Origin of the sequence: Specibacter sp. NPDC057265, assembly GCF_042668835.1 — a bacterium.
GTDB lineage: Bacteria > Actinomycetota > Actinomycetes > Actinomycetales > Micrococcaceae > Specibacter.
Map to the genome: position 1 here is coordinate 1 of NZ_JBHUYE010000032.1, position 14418 is coordinate 14418.

Below are 14418 nucleotides of genomic sequence, written 5' to 3' on the forward strand. Positions count from 1 at the left end.
AAAATATGGCTTAGACACCTCTATTTTCCCAGCAAAGAGCACCCTTTCATCTCTTTAACACGCCGCCACAGCCCCACCCCCATGAAATCTCCGGGTTAGGTGTTAGAAGAATTAACAAAAACCGGCACACTAGCAGTTAGCATGTTGGTGCTATGCCCACGACCTTGTTGACTTCTACAGTTGATGAACGGGTGCTCGTGAAACGATGACGAACTTGTCGACTGGTCAAGTCTCATTTCTAAGGAACTGGGACACCCCCCCCACTGGGACACTGCCGCTTGTGAAACATGTCGGGATTCCGCGTAATATGACCGTCCCACAAGTTAGTGCCAAAAGTCGCTGCAGCTGGCCGCGTGCAGCTGAAACTTTCGCTACGGTGCATGGATGGACATGGGATATGCACTGACACGGCGAACACGCGTCCGAGGGCGCTGCTAGAGTCGCTAAGTATGACTCTCGTGCCCAACTTTCCTGACAACTTTGCTCAGCCCTTGGTCAACATTGGCAACGTACAAGTGACGGAAAAGCGAATCATTACTCCTGCCGGCTCTTGGCCCTTGGCGGAGGTGAATGTGACTACTGTTGACCAAACATCAACCACCACCCATACCCCCGGGTGGGCCATTGTCATGGTGATTCTTTTTATCTGGTTCTTCTTTCTAAGCCTGCTTTTCCTTTTGGCGCGCGAAACTCGCACCAGTGGTTACGTGGCTGTACATATCCAAGCAGGCGCTCAGTCATACACGGAGCAGGTTCCTGTGGGCAATGCCCTTCAACGCGCTGATGTCTTCAATCGCGTGGCTTACATCCAAAACCTTATTGGGCAAGCGCGCCGGTAGTTGCGCGGTAAGCCCGGCAGATGAGCTCTGGAAAGCTCGCCTGATGTTGTTGCGATCTCATCAGGAAAATGAAAAAGTGGCCAACCAGATTTCAAAGGGTTGGCCACTTCTTCATTTCATGAGTTGAGCGCATTGTTAGCCCAGGTCATGGTCTATTTCTATGGGACGTTTATCTGCGGGGTGTTGAGCGAGTTGCCTTTGAAGCAGCAGCTTCTTGGCTTGTTGTTCTGCGGTCTGCGGGCTTTGATTTCGGGTGATTTTGAGCTCGACTGCTTGGAATCGACGTCAAAGCTTTGTGACCAGGTTTTGAGAGTTAGCACCACTTTTCCTTGTTCCGCAACCGTCTCATTCTGCACTGCAGGCTTAGGTTCAATGGAAGCTTTGAGTTTGGCGTCGAGTTCCATGCTTTTTCGCGGGCTTGAACCAACTTGTCTTCGTATTTGAAGGGCTTGCCGAGCTGGAAGTCCACTTCGACTCCTGTGCCGGCTTCCAGGATTTCCTGGTGGCTGAGGACGGTTAAGGTGTCTGGCAGATCTTTCACTTGGATGATGAGGTCTTGGTAGGAGCCGAGGCGGGATTGGTTGACGGCGTTGGACACCACAAGTCCCTGCCCACCGAAGGTGGCCATGGTGCCGTAGTCGTGGTGTCGGTTGGCGAAGTTGCCGTAGGCGGGGGTGTTGTTTTTTGATCCAGTCGTAGATGCCGGCTACGGCGTCTGCGCGGGTGTCCACGGTTTTGTTGTCGAAGGCCATGGTGAAGGATTCGCCGTTGGTGGGTTGGACGGTGGGGATCGCGGCCTGGCACGCCGGCAGTTTCTTCTCCGCCATGTCAATGGTTGATTGGGCTGATGCCTTGGTCCAATTCAGGGCAGTCTGATTTTTCTCAAAGGCCCGTTTGAGCCGTTCAAGTTGGTGCGGGCGGTGTGCGGTGGACAGGCAACGCAGACACAACTAGCATTTGCCTTTGATGCATTCCTAATTCCGGCCTAAGCAAAAGGCAAGGGTGTTTTGACACCCCGAGTCCGCTTGGGCCGTTTTTCTTGCCACAAATCCTGTGGATTGATCGCGGCCTGGTGCGACGATTTCTGCCCAGTGTTGTCAAGGAGACTTTCAATGTCGATAGATCAGTCCAGTCACTGCACCAGCGAATTTCCCGACTTTCAGGACGATTCCCTCAGCTGCACCAACTGCCACACGAACAGGCACCTGACCGTTGAGTCCATCCAAGCAGCTGACAGCCAAAGCGTCGGCGCGGTGTCAGTTGAATACAGCTGTGGTGGTTGTGAGGCGTTTTTTGCGCATGAAGCCCGGGTGGAAAGCGTGGCCAAACTTTTGCTCGCGAGTAATAGTGGCAGCAACATACTGCAGTTTGGACGGCACTACATCCATTGCGGGGAACCAATGAGCCGCGGCCGCCTCCAACTGGCAGGCGAGGACCTGCTGGATGCTCCTGGCATGAAGGCTCCGATCGCGGTTCTGCGGTGCGGGTGTGGATTCCAAATGACGGTCCCCAGCCTCTAGCCACCTTGCACCCTCCGTGGCGGGGGGTGCAATTCCTTACCGCCCCGCCGCCGTGCCCCTTCCCTCCGGTCCAAAAAACACACCATTTTTATGTGCCCGTCCCGCGCGGTGTCCGCCTGCTGTCCACCTGCCCCCCTTGAGCCAAACCGGCCCCCTTAAGCCAAGGAGGGAAAATAAGAGCTTCAAAACCGTCAGTAAAAAAAGCCGCCCATTTCAAGCACCCCGGCGCTAGGCTGGGAAGCATGCGAGAACTACAGGCAAAGATCATTGCAGAATTTGGTGTCCAACCCCAGATTGATCCGGCGGCCGAGGTGACACGGCGGGTGACGTTTTTAAAGGACTACCTTAAAGCCACCGGCACCAAAGGCTTTGTCCTGGGAATCAGCGGTGGCTTGGACTCCACCTTGGCGGGCCGTTTGGCCCAGCTGGCAGTGGAGGAGCTTGCGGCCGAGGGTGTGGACGCCAACTTCATTGCCGTCCGGCTCCCCTACGGCGTGCAACACGACGAGGCGGACGCACAGGCCGCCATGGCGTTCATCAATGCCAAGACGGAATGGTCGTTCAACATTGCCCCGGCTGTGGATGGATTTGAGGCGGAATTCGCCAAGACCGCCACAACCCCAGTGACGGATTTCAACAAGGGCAACATCAAAGCCCGCAGCCGCATGATCGCCCAATACGCCCTGGCCGGGCAGGACCAGCTGCTGGTCATCGGCACCGACCATGCAGCCGAATCCGTCACCGGCTTCTTCACCAAGTACGGCGACGGCGGCGCGGACATCCTGCCCCTGTTCACCTTGAACAAACGCCAGAACCGGCAGCTGCTGCAGCACCTGGGCGCGCCCGAACAGCTGTGGGCAAAGGCACCCACGGCGGATCTGCTGGACGGTGTGCCCGGACGCACCGACGAGGATGAGCTGGGCATCAGTTACGAGCAGATCGATGACTACCTGGAAGGCAGGGATGTGGCGGATTCCGCCGCCGAGGCCATTGAACGCCGCTTCCTGCAGAGCCGCCACAAACGTACAGTGCCGGTGTCACTGCTTGATTCCTGGTGGAAATAATTTAAAGGCCGACGGCGGGAGGCCGCCCTTGAAGCAAGGGCGGCCTCCCGCCGTCGGAGAAGACCGTTGAGCCGCAGGACGTGGTTGTTCCGCACCCCTGCCGTGCCCCGCCGGAACGGCTAGGAAGTCAGGGAGTCCACGTATTCCTGGTTCTCACCCATCCACGTCTTCACAATTTCGGTGTAGTCGTCGGTCGTTTCACCATTGAACAGGGCGTTTTCCAACGAGTACAGGGTGTCTGAATCCATCTTGAAGTTCTTCAGCCAACCGTCAAGTGCCGGGTAGTCCTTGTCAAAACCGAGACGGGAGAAGCTGTGGATGCCTTCAGCCTCGCCCAAGGTGCCCTGGGGGTCCTTCAGGTCCTTGACGGGGAAGGCGTCATAGGCCCAGTGCGGGCGCCAAAGGGTGACGGCGATGTTCTCACCCTTTGACGTGGCCGTCTTCAGCTCCGAGAGCATGGCGGGAGTGGAGGAGGTGATGTATTCCATCTTTTCCAGGCCGTAGCCGGGGATGACCTCGTTCGTGGTGGCCTCGGTCAGTCCTGCGCCGGGCTCGATGCCGATGATCTTGTTGCCGAACTTGTCGGCGTTGGCGGCCAGTTCCTCCAGGGAATCAATGGGGGCGTCGGCGTTGACGGCAATGGTCAGCTTGGCGTCGTCGTTCCACGCACCCAGGTCCACCAGCTTCTCACCGTACTGGTCGATGTAGGTCTTGTGCGTGATGGGCAGCCAAGTGTCAAGGGAAACGTCGTAGTCGCCTGTTGACAAGCCGGAATAGACAGGTGCCGCGTCAGCGTAGTTGAGCTTGACGTTGTAGCCCTTTTCATCCAGAATCGCCTTCCACAATTCGGAGGCGGCAACGGCCTCGTCCCAACCGTTGAACACGGCAATGGACAGGTCCTGCTTGTCACCGTTCTCGACTGTTGCAGCTTCAGAACCTGATCCACAGGCCGTCAGTCCCAGTGCCAGGGTCGCTGCCATGGCAACGGCACCCAAATATTTCCTCTTCATGGTGCATTCCTTTCATTGGCAGCGCCGAAAACTTGGCTGCCGCGATTGGTTGGTGAAATTTGCGAAGAACGCCGCTAAGCGTGCTTTCCGGCCTTGCCGGTTGAATTGGTGCCAAAGCTTGCCGTGACCCGGTCAAGGAAGATCGCCACGATGACCACGGCGATGCCCGCTTCAAAGCCCTGCCCGGCGTCAATGCGGCTCAGGGCCTGGACAATTTCGGAGCCCAGGCCGGGCGCTCCAACCATTCCGGCAATGACCACCATGGACAATGCCAGCATGATCACCTGATTGATCCCGGCCATAATGGTGGGCCGTGCCAGGGGCAGCTGGATCTGGCGCAGGATGCGGCCGGGGCTAGAGCCAAAGGCGTGCCCAGCCTCCACCACTTCCTTGTCCACGCCACGGATGCCCAGCTCGGTGAAACGCACCCCCGGTGCCATGGCGAAGATGATGGTTGCAATGATCCCCGGGACCACCCCCACCCGGAACATGACCAAGGCCGGGATCAGGTACACCATGGCCGGCATGGTCTGCATGAAGTCCAAAACGGGCCTGATAATGGAGGAGGCACGGTCCGAAGCTGCCGCCCAAATACCCAGCGGCAAGCTGATGACCACGGCAACAATGGTGCCAATTGCCACCAGCGCCAGGGAGTGCATGGCGTTTTCCCATTGATTCACGCCGACTATGACCGCGAAGCCCGCCAGGGTGCCGATGCCCAGCTTCCAACCACTCGCCCACCAGGCAATGGCGGCAAACACGAGGATGACCAGCCAGTAGGGCGGAGCGGTCAGCAACCAGTCAAGGCTGTCGTAGGCGCCCACAAAGATGGCCCGGATAAATGCGAAGACGCCATCGAGGGTGGTCGTAAGCCAGTCAAGCCCGACTTCCACCCAGTCGCCCAGCGGGATCCTAAAATTCGGTTCCACTATGCGTCTCCTTCGGTCATCGCCAGTGCGGCGGTGACAACTTGTTCTGGGATGGGGGCGGCGGCCGTATCCACCATGGGGAATTCACCCGTCGTGGACGGCACGTTGCCCAAGGCGGCCAAAAGCGTCACCCTCGGCAAGGCACCCACGAGCCGGCCGGCGTCGTCCACCACGGGCAGGGGAATGGGGCTTTCCACGGCACGGCCAAAAAGATCATTCAAGGCGGTGTCCGGACTGACCGGCTCAATGCTGTTGCGGATGATCGAGCCCAGTTCGGAGCTGTGCGCCTCCACCTGCTTCATGACGTCACGGTCGCGGACGGTACCCAGATAGTTGCGGCGGCGGTCCACCACGAAGGCGGCGGAGACCTGCAGGTCCCGCATGGTGCGCAAGGCATTGCGGGGACCACTGGAGAGGTTGACCACTGCCAGTGGAGGTTCCATGACGCCCCCGGCAGTAAGGACACGGGTGCGGTCCACATCCTGAACGAATTGGGCCACGTAGTCATTGGCCGGGCTGGTGAGGATCTCATCCGGTGTTCCGATTTGGACGATTTCCCCGTCCCGCATCACAGCAATGCGGTCCCCCAGGAACATGGCCTCATTAAGATCATGGGTGATGAAGACGATGGTCTTGCCCAGTTCGGATTGCAACAGCACCAGCTGTTCCTGCATTTCACGGCGGATCAGCGGGTCCAGGGCCGAGAATGCCTCATCCATGAGCAGGATGTCAGTCTCGGCGCACAGCGCGCGGGCCAGGCCCACGCGCTGCTGCATGCCGCCGGAGAGCTCGCCGGGGTACTTTGCGCCCCAACCTTCCAGGCCCACCAGGGAGAGGACCTTTTCGGCGCGGGCCAGGCGTTCGCCTTTGGGAACCCCCTGCACTTCAAGGGCGTAGGCGGCGTTCTCCAGCACTGTGCGGTGCGGCATCAGGGCGAAGTGCTGAAAGACCATGGAGATCTTTTGTTGGCGGACCTGCCGCAGTTCCTTGTCGCTGACAGTTGAAATGTCGGTCCCGCCAATGATCACCGAGCCTTGGGTGGGCGCCCACAGGCCGTTCAAGGTGCGGATCAATGTGGACTTGCCCGAGCCGGAAAGGCCCATGACAACAAAAATCTCGCCTTTTTTGACGTCAAAGGAGGCATCGATGACGGCGGCGGTGCCCAGCGCGGTCAATTCCTCGCGCTTCCTGCCACCCTTGAGGCGTTTGACCACCTCGGCGGGGCGCTTGCCGAAGACCTTATAGACATTCTGCACGCTCAAGGCAATGCCGGGGTCGGCGGCGCTGATGTCCGGCGCATCGGTGCTCGTTGATTCTGGTGTGGATTCGTACACGTAATACCCATCTACGCGGGGGTGTTTGCGCCCAGCAGCTGGTGGCCGCCGGACGCAGAACCGCCGCGATTGGTGTCATCGTGGTGCGGGCGTGATGGGCGCGTCAAACTCTTCGGTTCACCGCACGTCCAGGCCGGGACATACAAGGAAAGCGGTTCCACGAGGGGAAGGAAGCGGGAGGGTGTCCCGCCGCAAGTTCGGCGGCCCTGCTCAGGCTGCTGCGGTGGATACCTGGATTTTTGCCATCCACGCTATCGCTTCGCAGCAGTTGCCCGCAGCTTTATTGGTCTACTGGTTCGCCTCCACGCTAACAAACAGGGTTTCGCTACCAGCGGATATTTCCCCGTTCCGGTCCCTCCAGGCTCCGGAAGTCCCCCCATCCGACAGAGCACTGGCGGCAAAGGAGGCGTTACTGTTTTGCAACCCAACACCACTTCCTGGCCGGGGCGCGGAGCTGGCCGCAGTGATTATCCTCACATGCGCCCCAGCCGGACGGGCGGTTCCCCCGTCCGCCGGTGACGTTTAGTTGATAGCGTGGATACGTGAAGATAGCTACCTGGAATGTGAACTCGCTGCGTGCCCGTGCCGATCGTGTGGAGCTGTGGCTGCGCCGCACCGACGCTGATGTTTTGGCCATTCAGGAAACCAAATGCAAGGACGAGAACTTCCCGTGGGAGTTGTTTGAAAACAATGGCTACGAGGTGGCACATTTTGGTTTGAGCCAGTGGAACGGGGTGGCCATTGCCTCCCGGGTGGGTCTGGAGGATGTCCAACGCACCTTTGCCGGGCAGCCGGCGTTCGGCAAGGGCGGCAAGGATCCCGTGCAGGAGGCCCGCGCCATTGCCGCCACCTGCAATGGCGTGCGCATTTGGAGCCTGTACGTGCCCAACGGCCGTGCCCTGACGGATGAGCACATGCCCTACAAGCTCCAGTGGCTCGATGAGCTGAAGAACCAGGCCACCGCTTGGCTTGCAAGCGATCCCCACGCCCAGATTGCCCTCATGGGGGACTGGAACATTGCCCCGCAGGACGAGGACGTCTGGGACATTGAGCTCTTCCGCACCCAAGGCCTGACCCACGTGAGCGAACCCGAACGGGCAGCGTTCGCGGCGTTCGAAGCGGCAGGTTTTGCCGACGTCGTCCGTCCCCTCCACCCCGGCCCCGGCGTCTACACCTACTGGGACTACACCCAGCTGCGCTTCCCTAAAAAGGAAGGCATGCGCATTGACTTTGTGATGGCCTCCCCCGCCCTCGCTGCGCGCGTCACCGGCGCCTCCATTGACCGGGAGGAACGCAAGGGCAAGGGTGCCTCGGACCACGCCCCCGTCATTGTGGAACTGGACTAGGCCATGCACCCGGGGTTGTATTTGGGTGGGGTGCAGCTGCCCTTCCTGTCCACCCTGCGCGTATACCTGCCCCGCGAGGCCTACACCGATTCCGAATTCAGCTACCTGGCCGCGAAGCTGGACCCGCAGCAGAACGCGGTGAGCGTTGATGTCGCCGAACTGGCCGATTCCCTGCGCCGGGTGGGCGGGAGCTCTGCGCATTTATTGCCGACGGCGGCTGGAGACCGGGTGCGGGTGCTGCAGCTGGCTGAAGGGGATCCGACGCTGTACGCGCCAAACCAATTGGTGGCGCGCTCCATTGCAGGGGCCGCAGAGCTGCTGACGGGCTCCATGGAGGAGCTGGCCACCTTGATTCTCCCGGAAGAGAAGTGGGCGGCGGATCTGGAAGCGGCCACCGGCTCGGCGTTGCTGGAATTGCCCCTGCAAACCCGCACCTCCAGCTGGGGTGTTCCTTTTAGCTGGTTTATCTTAATTTATGCCGATGACCGCATGGAAGTGGTGGAATCCAATGGCCGGGTGCTGACGGTGCGCATTCAAGTGCCCCTGTCAGTGGCGGCTGACAGGGCGGAGCGGATGTTGCTGCTGCTGGCCAACATGGCGCCGGATCTGGACTTGTTTACCGAGCTCCAGGACCTCAGCTCCTGGTTGGCCGGCTTCGACGGGGAGGGCATGGTGGAACTCGACTACGGCTCCGTGGCCCAGCGGGTGCACCCGGACGACTCCCCCGCCGACGTCCACATGGGTTTGCAGTGTCTTGCCGAGGGCGACCTCACCGGGGCAGCGGCCGCCTACCAGAGACTTGCCAGGCGGTGGATGCCAATCAGGCAACTCGCCAACGCCAGCTGAGCCGTCCGGCAGGTCCGCCAAGCGTTCCCCTGCTATTTCCCGCGCTTCAGCAGGCCCGCAAGCTTGGACCCCAGGACCTTGGCGTGCTCCACGGCTTCGCCGGCAAATTCCTTGGCGTTTTCCGCAGCTTCCCCGCCGATCTCCCTGAAATTGCCACCGGCGCCGTCGGCAAATCCCTTCGCTTTTTCTGCAACCTCGGCAGCAACCACTTTTGCCTTCTCCGCAGCTTCGGCGGCTGCCACTTTTGCCTTCTCCGCGGCTTCGGCGGCAAATTCCCGCGCCTTGTCCAAGGGTTCCTCCCCTGTGTCGCCTGCATTTTTCTGAGCTGGCTCAGAGTTGTTCCCAGTCATGGTGCCCTCCATCATGCGTTGCTGCGGATCAAGGCCATTCCTGTGGCCTGCGTGCTAAATCGAAAGACTAGCGGACGCGCTCGGCTTTGGTGAACCTCGACCTGGCCCCGGCGCTGATGCTGAGCAACACGGGAACCTCAATTCCCAAGAGCTGGTCCAGGGAAGTCACCAACTCACCGACTTCTTGGACAATTTGCTGCGGGGCCACCCCTTGGCGGGCAATGACGCGCACCTTCAGGGCTGTCTGGTGGGCCATGTCGTAACTGGCCACGCTCACACCCAATAGATCGGTGCGTTCCATGAGCGCGCTTTTAAGCGCCTGCTCAGCCACGGCACAACTAAAGCCAACGGTTCCGGCGGCACTGCCGTCGTCCGGATTGGCCGGCAGTTCCAGCAAGGTGCTGGCACGTCCTCTGCCCTGACCGGCAATCCAGCCCACCATGGCAATGACCACTAAAAGGCACAGCACGGCCCCGGCAACCCAAATCCAGCTTTCACCGGTGGGAAGCACCTCGGAGCTTTCCACCTCCCGCCGCAGCCAGTCCAGCTGGGCCTGGGCGTAGGCCTGCCACCACCGGGACACGGCCGGCAGGGCTGCCACCGCAACGAGCCCCGCACCGACGCCAAGGAGCACAAGGCCCACAAGGGAGAGCAAAAATCTATTGAGGCCGCGGGGTGTGCCATTCATACGCCAACCACCCCATTCGCTGCCAGTTTCACGGTGACGGCAGGCGTTGGGGCCAGCACCATGTGCCCCAGTTCAGCCTCAACGGCAGCTTGAATGGTGGGCTCTGAAAGGGGGGTGCCGGAGGTGGGCCGAATGTTGACCTGCACCATGCGTGCCGAAACCACCACCATGACCTGTTCCCGGGTCACCCCGGCAGCCCTGCGGGCACAACGGGCCAAAGCCGAGGCAATCACCTCGTCGTCCACCACTGTTGCCACCCGGGGGTGGGTGAGGACGTGCCGGGCACGGCGCCCCGGAAGCACGCCATGGGCCAAAAAGATCAGGCCCACCAATGCCAGCACCAGACCGCCGGCAATGAGCAGCAACGGCAAAAGCGTGCCAGGCAACGCAGCAAGCCAAGCCAGTGAATCCAGCGGGTGCGCCAACCAGCTGGGCTCCCCCAATGCCGCCAGCACCAGCTCCAAGAGGGCGTACACGGCGGCGGCGCTGACCAGGATTGCTGCAACAACGGAGAGGACCGAGCGCGCGGAATGGGTTTCCCGACGCAGCGCCCGGTGGGTAAAGCCCCTCACAGGACCCTCCCGGTGCTGCTGGGGACCAAGCCGGAAATCCGGATGTCCACGCGACTCAGCTGCGAACCTGTCAACCGCTGCACCTCGCCCATGATTAAAGCCTTGGCCGCCACGGCCCGGGCCAGCACCGTGCCCCCGCTCTGCTCCACACGGGCGGGGTTCCGCCGTATGTCCGGCAGGGAGGGAGCTCCCATGGCCGAGGAAATGGACAGTGCCAACGCACCTGAATCATCGGAGAAGTGCACACGCACCTGCGCAGGCGGAGCCAACAGCACCTGGGCGGCGGCGTACTTTGCCACCGAGGTCAGCGCCTCGGTGCTGATGCGGGTGTGCCCGGCCAGCCCGGCATCAGGTCCAGGCGGGACCGGGGCCTGAAGGGACGCTCCAGCCGGGCGGAAAACCTCGCTCACGATGAGGAGCGCCGTCCAGTCAGGGCATCCAAGGCAGCACGCCAGTCAAGCTTCCCGCTCGCCGCGCGCCCCACAAATGCGCCTACGGCAATGAAAAGCGCTGAGATGACAAAGCCCCAGAATCCATAGGCCAGGGTCATAAATGCCAAAAACGCGCCAAAGGCCGCACAGACCACGCTGAGATTCACGACGGTTCCTTTACTTCCCGGGGGTCGTTGTATTCCAGCAGCGTTGCGGTGGTTTCCGCTCCGGGCAGCAGCGGCTCCGCTGCCGCCACGGCCGTTGCATTGCCCACGGCTGCAGGCCTGACCGTTTTACCCAAACGTTCTGAAGTGCGTCCCCGTAAGGGGGACTTCTCATGTTCGGGTCCCGGGATGAAAACATCTGTGATCTCAATGTTCACCTCAATCACCCCGCGACCCACCAGTTCCTCCACTGCTGAATACACTGCGGCGCGGACGGTGCCGGCCAATGTCTGCAGGGGGAACCCATACTCGGCCACCAGGATCAGGTCCACGGCCACCTGGGAGTCCCCCACCTCCACCCGCACACCCTGGGTGAGATCGGCAGCACCCACCACTTCACGGATGGCTCCCAGGGACCGTGACGTGCCGGAGCCCACGGCATGCACACCTGGAACTGCGCGGACAGCCACGCCCACCACCTTGGCGACAGCCGTTTCAGTGATGACCGTGCGCCCCTGCGGTTGATCCAAGGAGCTGGGGGCACCGTCTAAAGCCTGATTATGCGAATCCATGAACGCGCCTTTCTGTTTCCCCTACGGTAAGCCTAAGCAGGGCAAAGTTCAGGGGCAACGCCGATGGAAGTTCAGGAACAGTGGCTTTTGGCCTGAAAATGCAAAAGACCCCCAATTGCTTGGGGGTCTTGCTGGTGGCTCCGACCGGCGTCGATCCGGTGACCTTTCGATTTTCAGTCGAACGCTCTACCAACTGAGCTACAGAGCCATGGTGATCTGAAAAAATCGTCACCAGATCTTCTTGAACTAATCAAGAAAACCAAAGCGACCCTGACGGGACTCGAACCCGCGACCTCCGCCGTGACAGGGCGGCGCGCTAACCAACTGCGCTACAGGGCCTTGCTTGTGTTGCATCCACACTTTCGCGTGATTTTCACGAGTTATAGCGTACCAGCTTTTTTCAGCCGCTTTACCACCAACCCGCTAGTACCCCCAACGGGATTCGAACCCGTGCCGCCGCCGTGAAAGGGCGGTGTCCTAGGCCGCTAGACGATGGGGGCCTAAGCCAGCTTCTTTTCCGCAGCGTTGTTGCCAGCGCCTTGGTTCGAAGTGGACTCAAAAAACTATAGGGCCTATTTGCTCAGAACACAAAACGGGATGCGGCGCAGCTGGACTGCACAGGCAACAGTAGGCTGAAGGCATGCAAGATGATCCCTTGGCTGGCATTCCAATCTTTGGCCCCTTTTCCATGACGGAAGCTGAATTTGATGGTGCGGTGCAGGCGGCCATTGCCCAGATCCCGGCACAAATGCGGGCTCAAATGGACAATGTGGCCATCTTCATTGCCGACGATCATGTTCCCGGTCCCGATGAGGATCCCCACACCGTGCTCCTGGGGCTTTATGAAGGCACGCCACTGACCGAGCGTGATTCGTGGTGGGAATCCGGTTCACTTCCAGACCGCATCACCATTTTCCGCAACCCCATCCTTGCCATGTGCAGCACCCGCGAAGAAGTCATTGACGAAGTGGCCGTCACTGTAACCCATGAGATTGCCCATCATTTCGGGATCAGTGACGAACGCCTCCACGAGCTCGGCTGGGGTTAGTTGAGGCGGTGGCACGTGACGCGGCCACCGTTGCCGTGTTGCCAAAGGCAGACGGCACGCCGTAGTGTCAACACAACTGTGCTATTGCGCGCGATCCTCTGAACGTATCCGGGGTGCGTGCCAAGTTCCCGACACTCTGCAGTAAGGCTCATGGATGAGTATGCGTTTTTTTGTTCGCAGCGCCACCGTCTTGGCTTGCGCCGCCGTGGCTTCCTCGGCTTTCGTGGCACCCGCCGTTGCGGCACCCGGCGCCCCGTCGGTAAGCGCGACGGCGTTGCACCCGTTCTCCCTGCGCCCCTTCAGTCCCGCCATTCCCTCCGCGCAGGACGTGGCGGAGGCCAAAAAATCCGAGGCTGCCACGGCCGCGGCGTCGGCTGAACTCGATGCCATCATTGGCTCCGCCAATGACCGGCTGCAGGCAGCAACGCTGTCTTCCCTCGGCGCCAGCAGTTCCTACATTCAGGCCCTTGAGGTACTCCAACAGCGCCAGGCTGATGCCGCATCCACCAAGGCCCTGTCCGAGGCGGCAGCCAGTGAGCACAAGAAGGCCAAGGCACAAGTGGGGCAACTGGCCGGGAGCCTGTATAAAAATGGTGGTCTGGATCTGAGCATGCAGGGATTTCTGGCCAGCAGCGATGCCGACAACGCCATGTACCAGGCTTCAACGCTTATGGCTTTGAGCACCAACCGGGCCAACACCTTTGATACTGCGGAATCCGCTGCCGCCACCTCGGCAGCTTTGGAAGCCCAGGCCGCGGAAGCCGGCAAAGCCGCCGCGGAGGCCGCCGCAGCCGCCGAGTCCGCCCGCACCCAGGCGCAGGACGCCACGGACACGCAGGCCGCAATTGTTGCTGAAAATGAAGCCCAGCGCGGGGTTTTGCTGCAGCGGCTCGCCGAGTTGCACAACACGTCAGTGGCCTTGGAGGGCACCCGTGTGGATGAGTTGCTGCGCAAGGCCCAGGAAGAGGCGCTGCAGGAACAAATAGCAGCCTCCAACACGGCCCCCACGCCCACCCGTCCTGCCGTGGTGGAAGATGATGCCGCAGCACCGGCGGCGCCGGCCCGTCCTGCGGCACCGACGCCGGCCCGTCCTGCCGCTCCGGCGGCACCGGCGCCCGCAGCACCCGCACCGGCCCGTCCTGCCGCTCCCGCGGCACCCGCAGCACCCGCACCGGCCCGTCCTGCGGCTCCGGCGGCACCGGCGCCTCAGCAGCCCGCCCCGGCGCCCGCACCCCAGCAGCCCGCCCCGGCACCGACTCCGGCGCCAGCACCTGCTCCGGCGGGCAACTACATTGACGTCATGGTCAAGTACGCCATGTCCAAGATTGGCGGCCCCTACCAGTGGGGCGGCAATGGTCCCGTGGCATTTGATTGCTCGGGACTGGTCCAGCAGGCCTTTGCCTCTGCGGGCAAGAGCGTGCCACGGCAGGGCACGGACCAGTTCTGGGCGGCACCCACACGCGTACCGATCTCACAGATGCGCTACGGCGATTTGCTGGTCTTCAATGACAACGGCCAGGGACAGTTCAGCCACATTGCCATTTACATTGGCAACAACCAGGTGGTGCAGGCGTTGAATCCCGGTCAGCCCATCCAGGTCACCCCCCTGTCCTGGATGTCCACCATGAAGTTGCACCCCTACGCGGCACGGTACTAAGCGCAAAAATGGCCGCCGTTGCCGGGCACTGGATCCAGTGCCCGGCAA

General features: G+C 61.1%; 15 protein-coding genes, 3 tRNA genes and 1 pseudogene. 6 read left to right on the forward strand and 13 right to left on the reverse strand.

What is annotated here, in order from left to right; translation table 11 throughout:
- Positions 1 to 458 precede the first annotated feature (458 nt).
- Positions 459 to 839 carry a hypothetical protein gene (locus tag ACFUCV_RS14485; protein ID WP_380816964.1) on the forward strand — a complete coding sequence of 127 codons (381 nt, stop codon included), beginning with the start codon at positions 459 to 461 and terminating at the stop codon, positions 837 to 839.
- Between the two features lie 313 nt (positions 840 to 1152).
- Here ACFUCV_RS14485 and ACFUCV_RS14490 read toward each other — a convergent pair whose 3' ends face one another.
- Positions 1153 to 1467 carry a hypothetical protein gene (locus ACFUCV_RS14490; protein ID WP_380816966.1) on the reverse strand — a complete coding sequence of 105 codons (315 nt, stop codon included), beginning with the start codon at positions 1465 to 1467 and terminating at the stop codon, positions 1153 to 1155.
- A gap of 1134 nt (positions 1468 to 2601) precedes the next feature.
- Here ACFUCV_RS14490 and nadE point away from each other — a divergent pair.
- Positions 2602 to 3423: an ammonia-dependent NAD(+) synthetase gene (gene nadE, locus ACFUCV_RS14495; RefSeq protein WP_380816969.1), complete on the forward strand. Its 822-nt coding sequence runs from the start codon at positions 2602 to 2604 to the stop codon at positions 3421 to 3423.
- A gap of 119 nt (positions 3424 to 3542) precedes the next feature.
- Here the strand turns inward: nadE and ACFUCV_RS14500 are convergent, their stop codons facing one another.
- The 3 genes from ACFUCV_RS14500 to ACFUCV_RS14510 all read right to left on the reverse strand — a co-directional run bounded on the left by ACFUCV_RS14500 (position 3543) and on the right by ACFUCV_RS14510 (position 6624).
- Positions 3543 to 4433: a glycine betaine ABC transporter substrate-binding protein gene (locus ACFUCV_RS14500; protein ID WP_380816972.1), complete on the reverse strand. Its 891-nt coding sequence runs from the start codon at positions 4431 to 4433 to the stop codon at positions 3543 to 3545.
- 74 nt (positions 4434 to 4507) lie between these two features.
- A complete protein-coding gene (locus ACFUCV_RS14505) occupies positions 4508 to 5362 on the reverse strand; it encodes an ABC transporter permease (RefSeq protein WP_380816974.1) in 855 nt (284 codons plus the stop codon).
- Complete coding sequence (locus ACFUCV_RS14510) at positions 5362 to 6624, reverse strand: glycine betaine/L-proline ABC transporter ATP-binding protein (RefSeq protein ID WP_380817010.1); 1263 nt, start codon at positions 6622 to 6624, stop codon at positions 5362 to 5364. Before ACFUCV_RS14510 ends, ACFUCV_RS14505 begins: the two co-directional genes overlap by 1 nt.
- 614 nt (positions 6625 to 7238) lie before the next feature.
- Here ACFUCV_RS14510 and ACFUCV_RS14515 point away from each other — a divergent pair.
- Both ACFUCV_RS14515 and ACFUCV_RS14520 read left to right on the forward strand, forming a co-directional pair.
- Positions 7239 to 8042, forward strand: coding sequence for an exodeoxyribonuclease III (locus ACFUCV_RS14515; protein ID WP_380816976.1), 804 nt, complete (start codon positions 7239 to 7241; stop codon positions 8040 to 8042).
- Between the two features lie 3 nt (positions 8043 to 8045).
- On the forward strand, positions 8046 to 8888 hold the full coding sequence (locus ACFUCV_RS14520; protein WP_380816980.1) for a hypothetical protein: 843 nt from the start codon (positions 8046 to 8048) through the stop codon (positions 8886 to 8888).
- 32 nt (positions 8889 to 8920) lie between these two features.
- Here the strand turns inward: ACFUCV_RS14520 and ACFUCV_RS14525 are convergent, their stop codons facing one another.
- From ACFUCV_RS14525 to ACFUCV_RS14565, 9 genes and pseudogenes are all read right to left on the reverse strand, one after another.
- On the reverse strand, positions 8921 to 9238 hold the full coding sequence (locus tag ACFUCV_RS14525; protein WP_380816985.1) for a hypothetical protein: 318 nt from the start codon (positions 9236 to 9238) through the stop codon (positions 8921 to 8923).
- 67 nt (positions 9239 to 9305) lie between these two features.
- Positions 9306 to 9926, reverse strand: a complete 621-nt coding sequence (locus ACFUCV_RS14530; protein ID WP_380816987.1) for a hypothetical protein — start codon at positions 9924 to 9926, stop codon at positions 9306 to 9308.
- Positions 9923 to 10498: a hypothetical protein gene (locus ACFUCV_RS14535; RefSeq protein ID WP_380816989.1), complete on the reverse strand. Its 576-nt coding sequence runs from the start codon at positions 10496 to 10498 to the stop codon at positions 9923 to 9925. Before ACFUCV_RS14535 ends, ACFUCV_RS14530 begins: the two co-directional genes overlap by 4 nt.
- Positions 10495 to 10908: a hypothetical protein gene (locus ACFUCV_RS14540; RefSeq protein ID WP_380816992.1), complete on the reverse strand. Its 414-nt coding sequence runs from the start codon at positions 10906 to 10908 to the stop codon at positions 10495 to 10497. The genes ACFUCV_RS14535 and ACFUCV_RS14540 overlap by 4 nt, the downstream gene beginning before the upstream one ends.
- Positions 10905 to 11096: a hypothetical protein gene (locus ACFUCV_RS14545; RefSeq protein ID WP_380816995.1), complete on the reverse strand. Its 192-nt coding sequence runs from the start codon at positions 11094 to 11096 to the stop codon at positions 10905 to 10907. The genes ACFUCV_RS14540 and ACFUCV_RS14545 overlap by 4 nt, the downstream gene beginning before the upstream one ends.
- 176 nt (positions 11097 to 11272) lie before the next feature.
- Positions 11273 to 11665: pseudogene (locus ACFUCV_RS14550) on the reverse strand (Asp23/Gls24 family envelope stress response protein); the annotation flags it as partial.
- 132 nt (positions 11666 to 11797) lie between these two features.
- Positions 11798 to 11873 (reverse strand) — tRNA-Phe (locus ACFUCV_RS14555).
- Positions 11874 to 11930: 57 nt separating this feature from the next.
- Positions 11931 to 12004 (reverse strand) — tRNA-Asp (locus ACFUCV_RS14560).
- Between the two features lie 88 nt (positions 12005 to 12092).
- Positions 12093 to 12165 (reverse strand) — tRNA-Glu (locus ACFUCV_RS14565).
- A 140-nt stretch (positions 12166 to 12305) separates the two neighbouring features.
- Between ACFUCV_RS14565 and ACFUCV_RS14570 the strand changes: the two genes are divergently transcribed.
- Both ACFUCV_RS14570 and ACFUCV_RS14575 read left to right on the forward strand, forming a co-directional pair.
- Positions 12306 to 12713 (forward strand): metallopeptidase family protein, encoded by a 408-nt coding sequence (locus ACFUCV_RS14570; RefSeq protein WP_380816999.1) that lies wholly within the window; start codon positions 12306 to 12308, stop codon positions 12711 to 12713.
- Positions 12714 to 12867: 154 nt separating this feature from the next.
- On the forward strand, positions 12868 to 14370 hold the full coding sequence (locus ACFUCV_RS14575; protein WP_380817004.1) for an NlpC/P60 family protein: 1503 nt from the start codon (positions 12868 to 12870) through the stop codon (positions 14368 to 14370).
- Positions 14371 to 14418 lie beyond the last annotated feature (48 nt).

What these genes read in the sequence shown, in the direction of transcription:
- ACFUCV_RS14530 (WP_380816987.1), bottom strand. Translation starts at nt 9,926, where the DNA reads ATGAATGGCACACCCCGCGGCCTCAATAGATTTTTGCTCTCCCTTGTG.
- ACFUCV_RS14525 (WP_380816985.1), bottom strand. Translation starts at nt 9,238, where the DNA reads ATGACTGGGAACAACTCTGAGCCAGCTCAGAAAAATGCAGGCGACACA.
- ACFUCV_RS14575 (WP_380817004.1), top strand. Translation starts at nt 12,868, where the DNA reads ATGAGTATGCGTTTTTTTGTTCGCAGCGCCACCGTCTTGGCTTGCGCC.
- nadE (WP_380816969.1), top strand. Translation starts at nt 2,602, where the DNA reads ATGCGAGAACTACAGGCAAAGATCATTGCAGAATTTGGTGTCCAACCC.
- ACFUCV_RS14490 (WP_380816966.1), bottom strand. Translation starts at nt 1,467, where the DNA reads ATGGCCACCTTCGGTGGGCAGGGACTTGTGGTGTCCAACGCCGTCAAC.
- ACFUCV_RS14520 (WP_380816980.1), top strand. Translation starts at nt 8,046, where the DNA reads ATGCACCCGGGGTTGTATTTGGGTGGGGTGCAGCTGCCCTTCCTGTCC.
- ACFUCV_RS14500 (WP_380816972.1), bottom strand. Translation starts at nt 4,433, where the DNA reads ATGAAGAGGAAATATTTGGGTGCCGTTGCCATGGCAGCGACCCTGGCA.
- ACFUCV_RS14570 (WP_380816999.1), top strand. Translation starts at nt 12,306, where the DNA reads ATGCAAGATGATCCCTTGGCTGGCATTCCAATCTTTGGCCCCTTTTCC.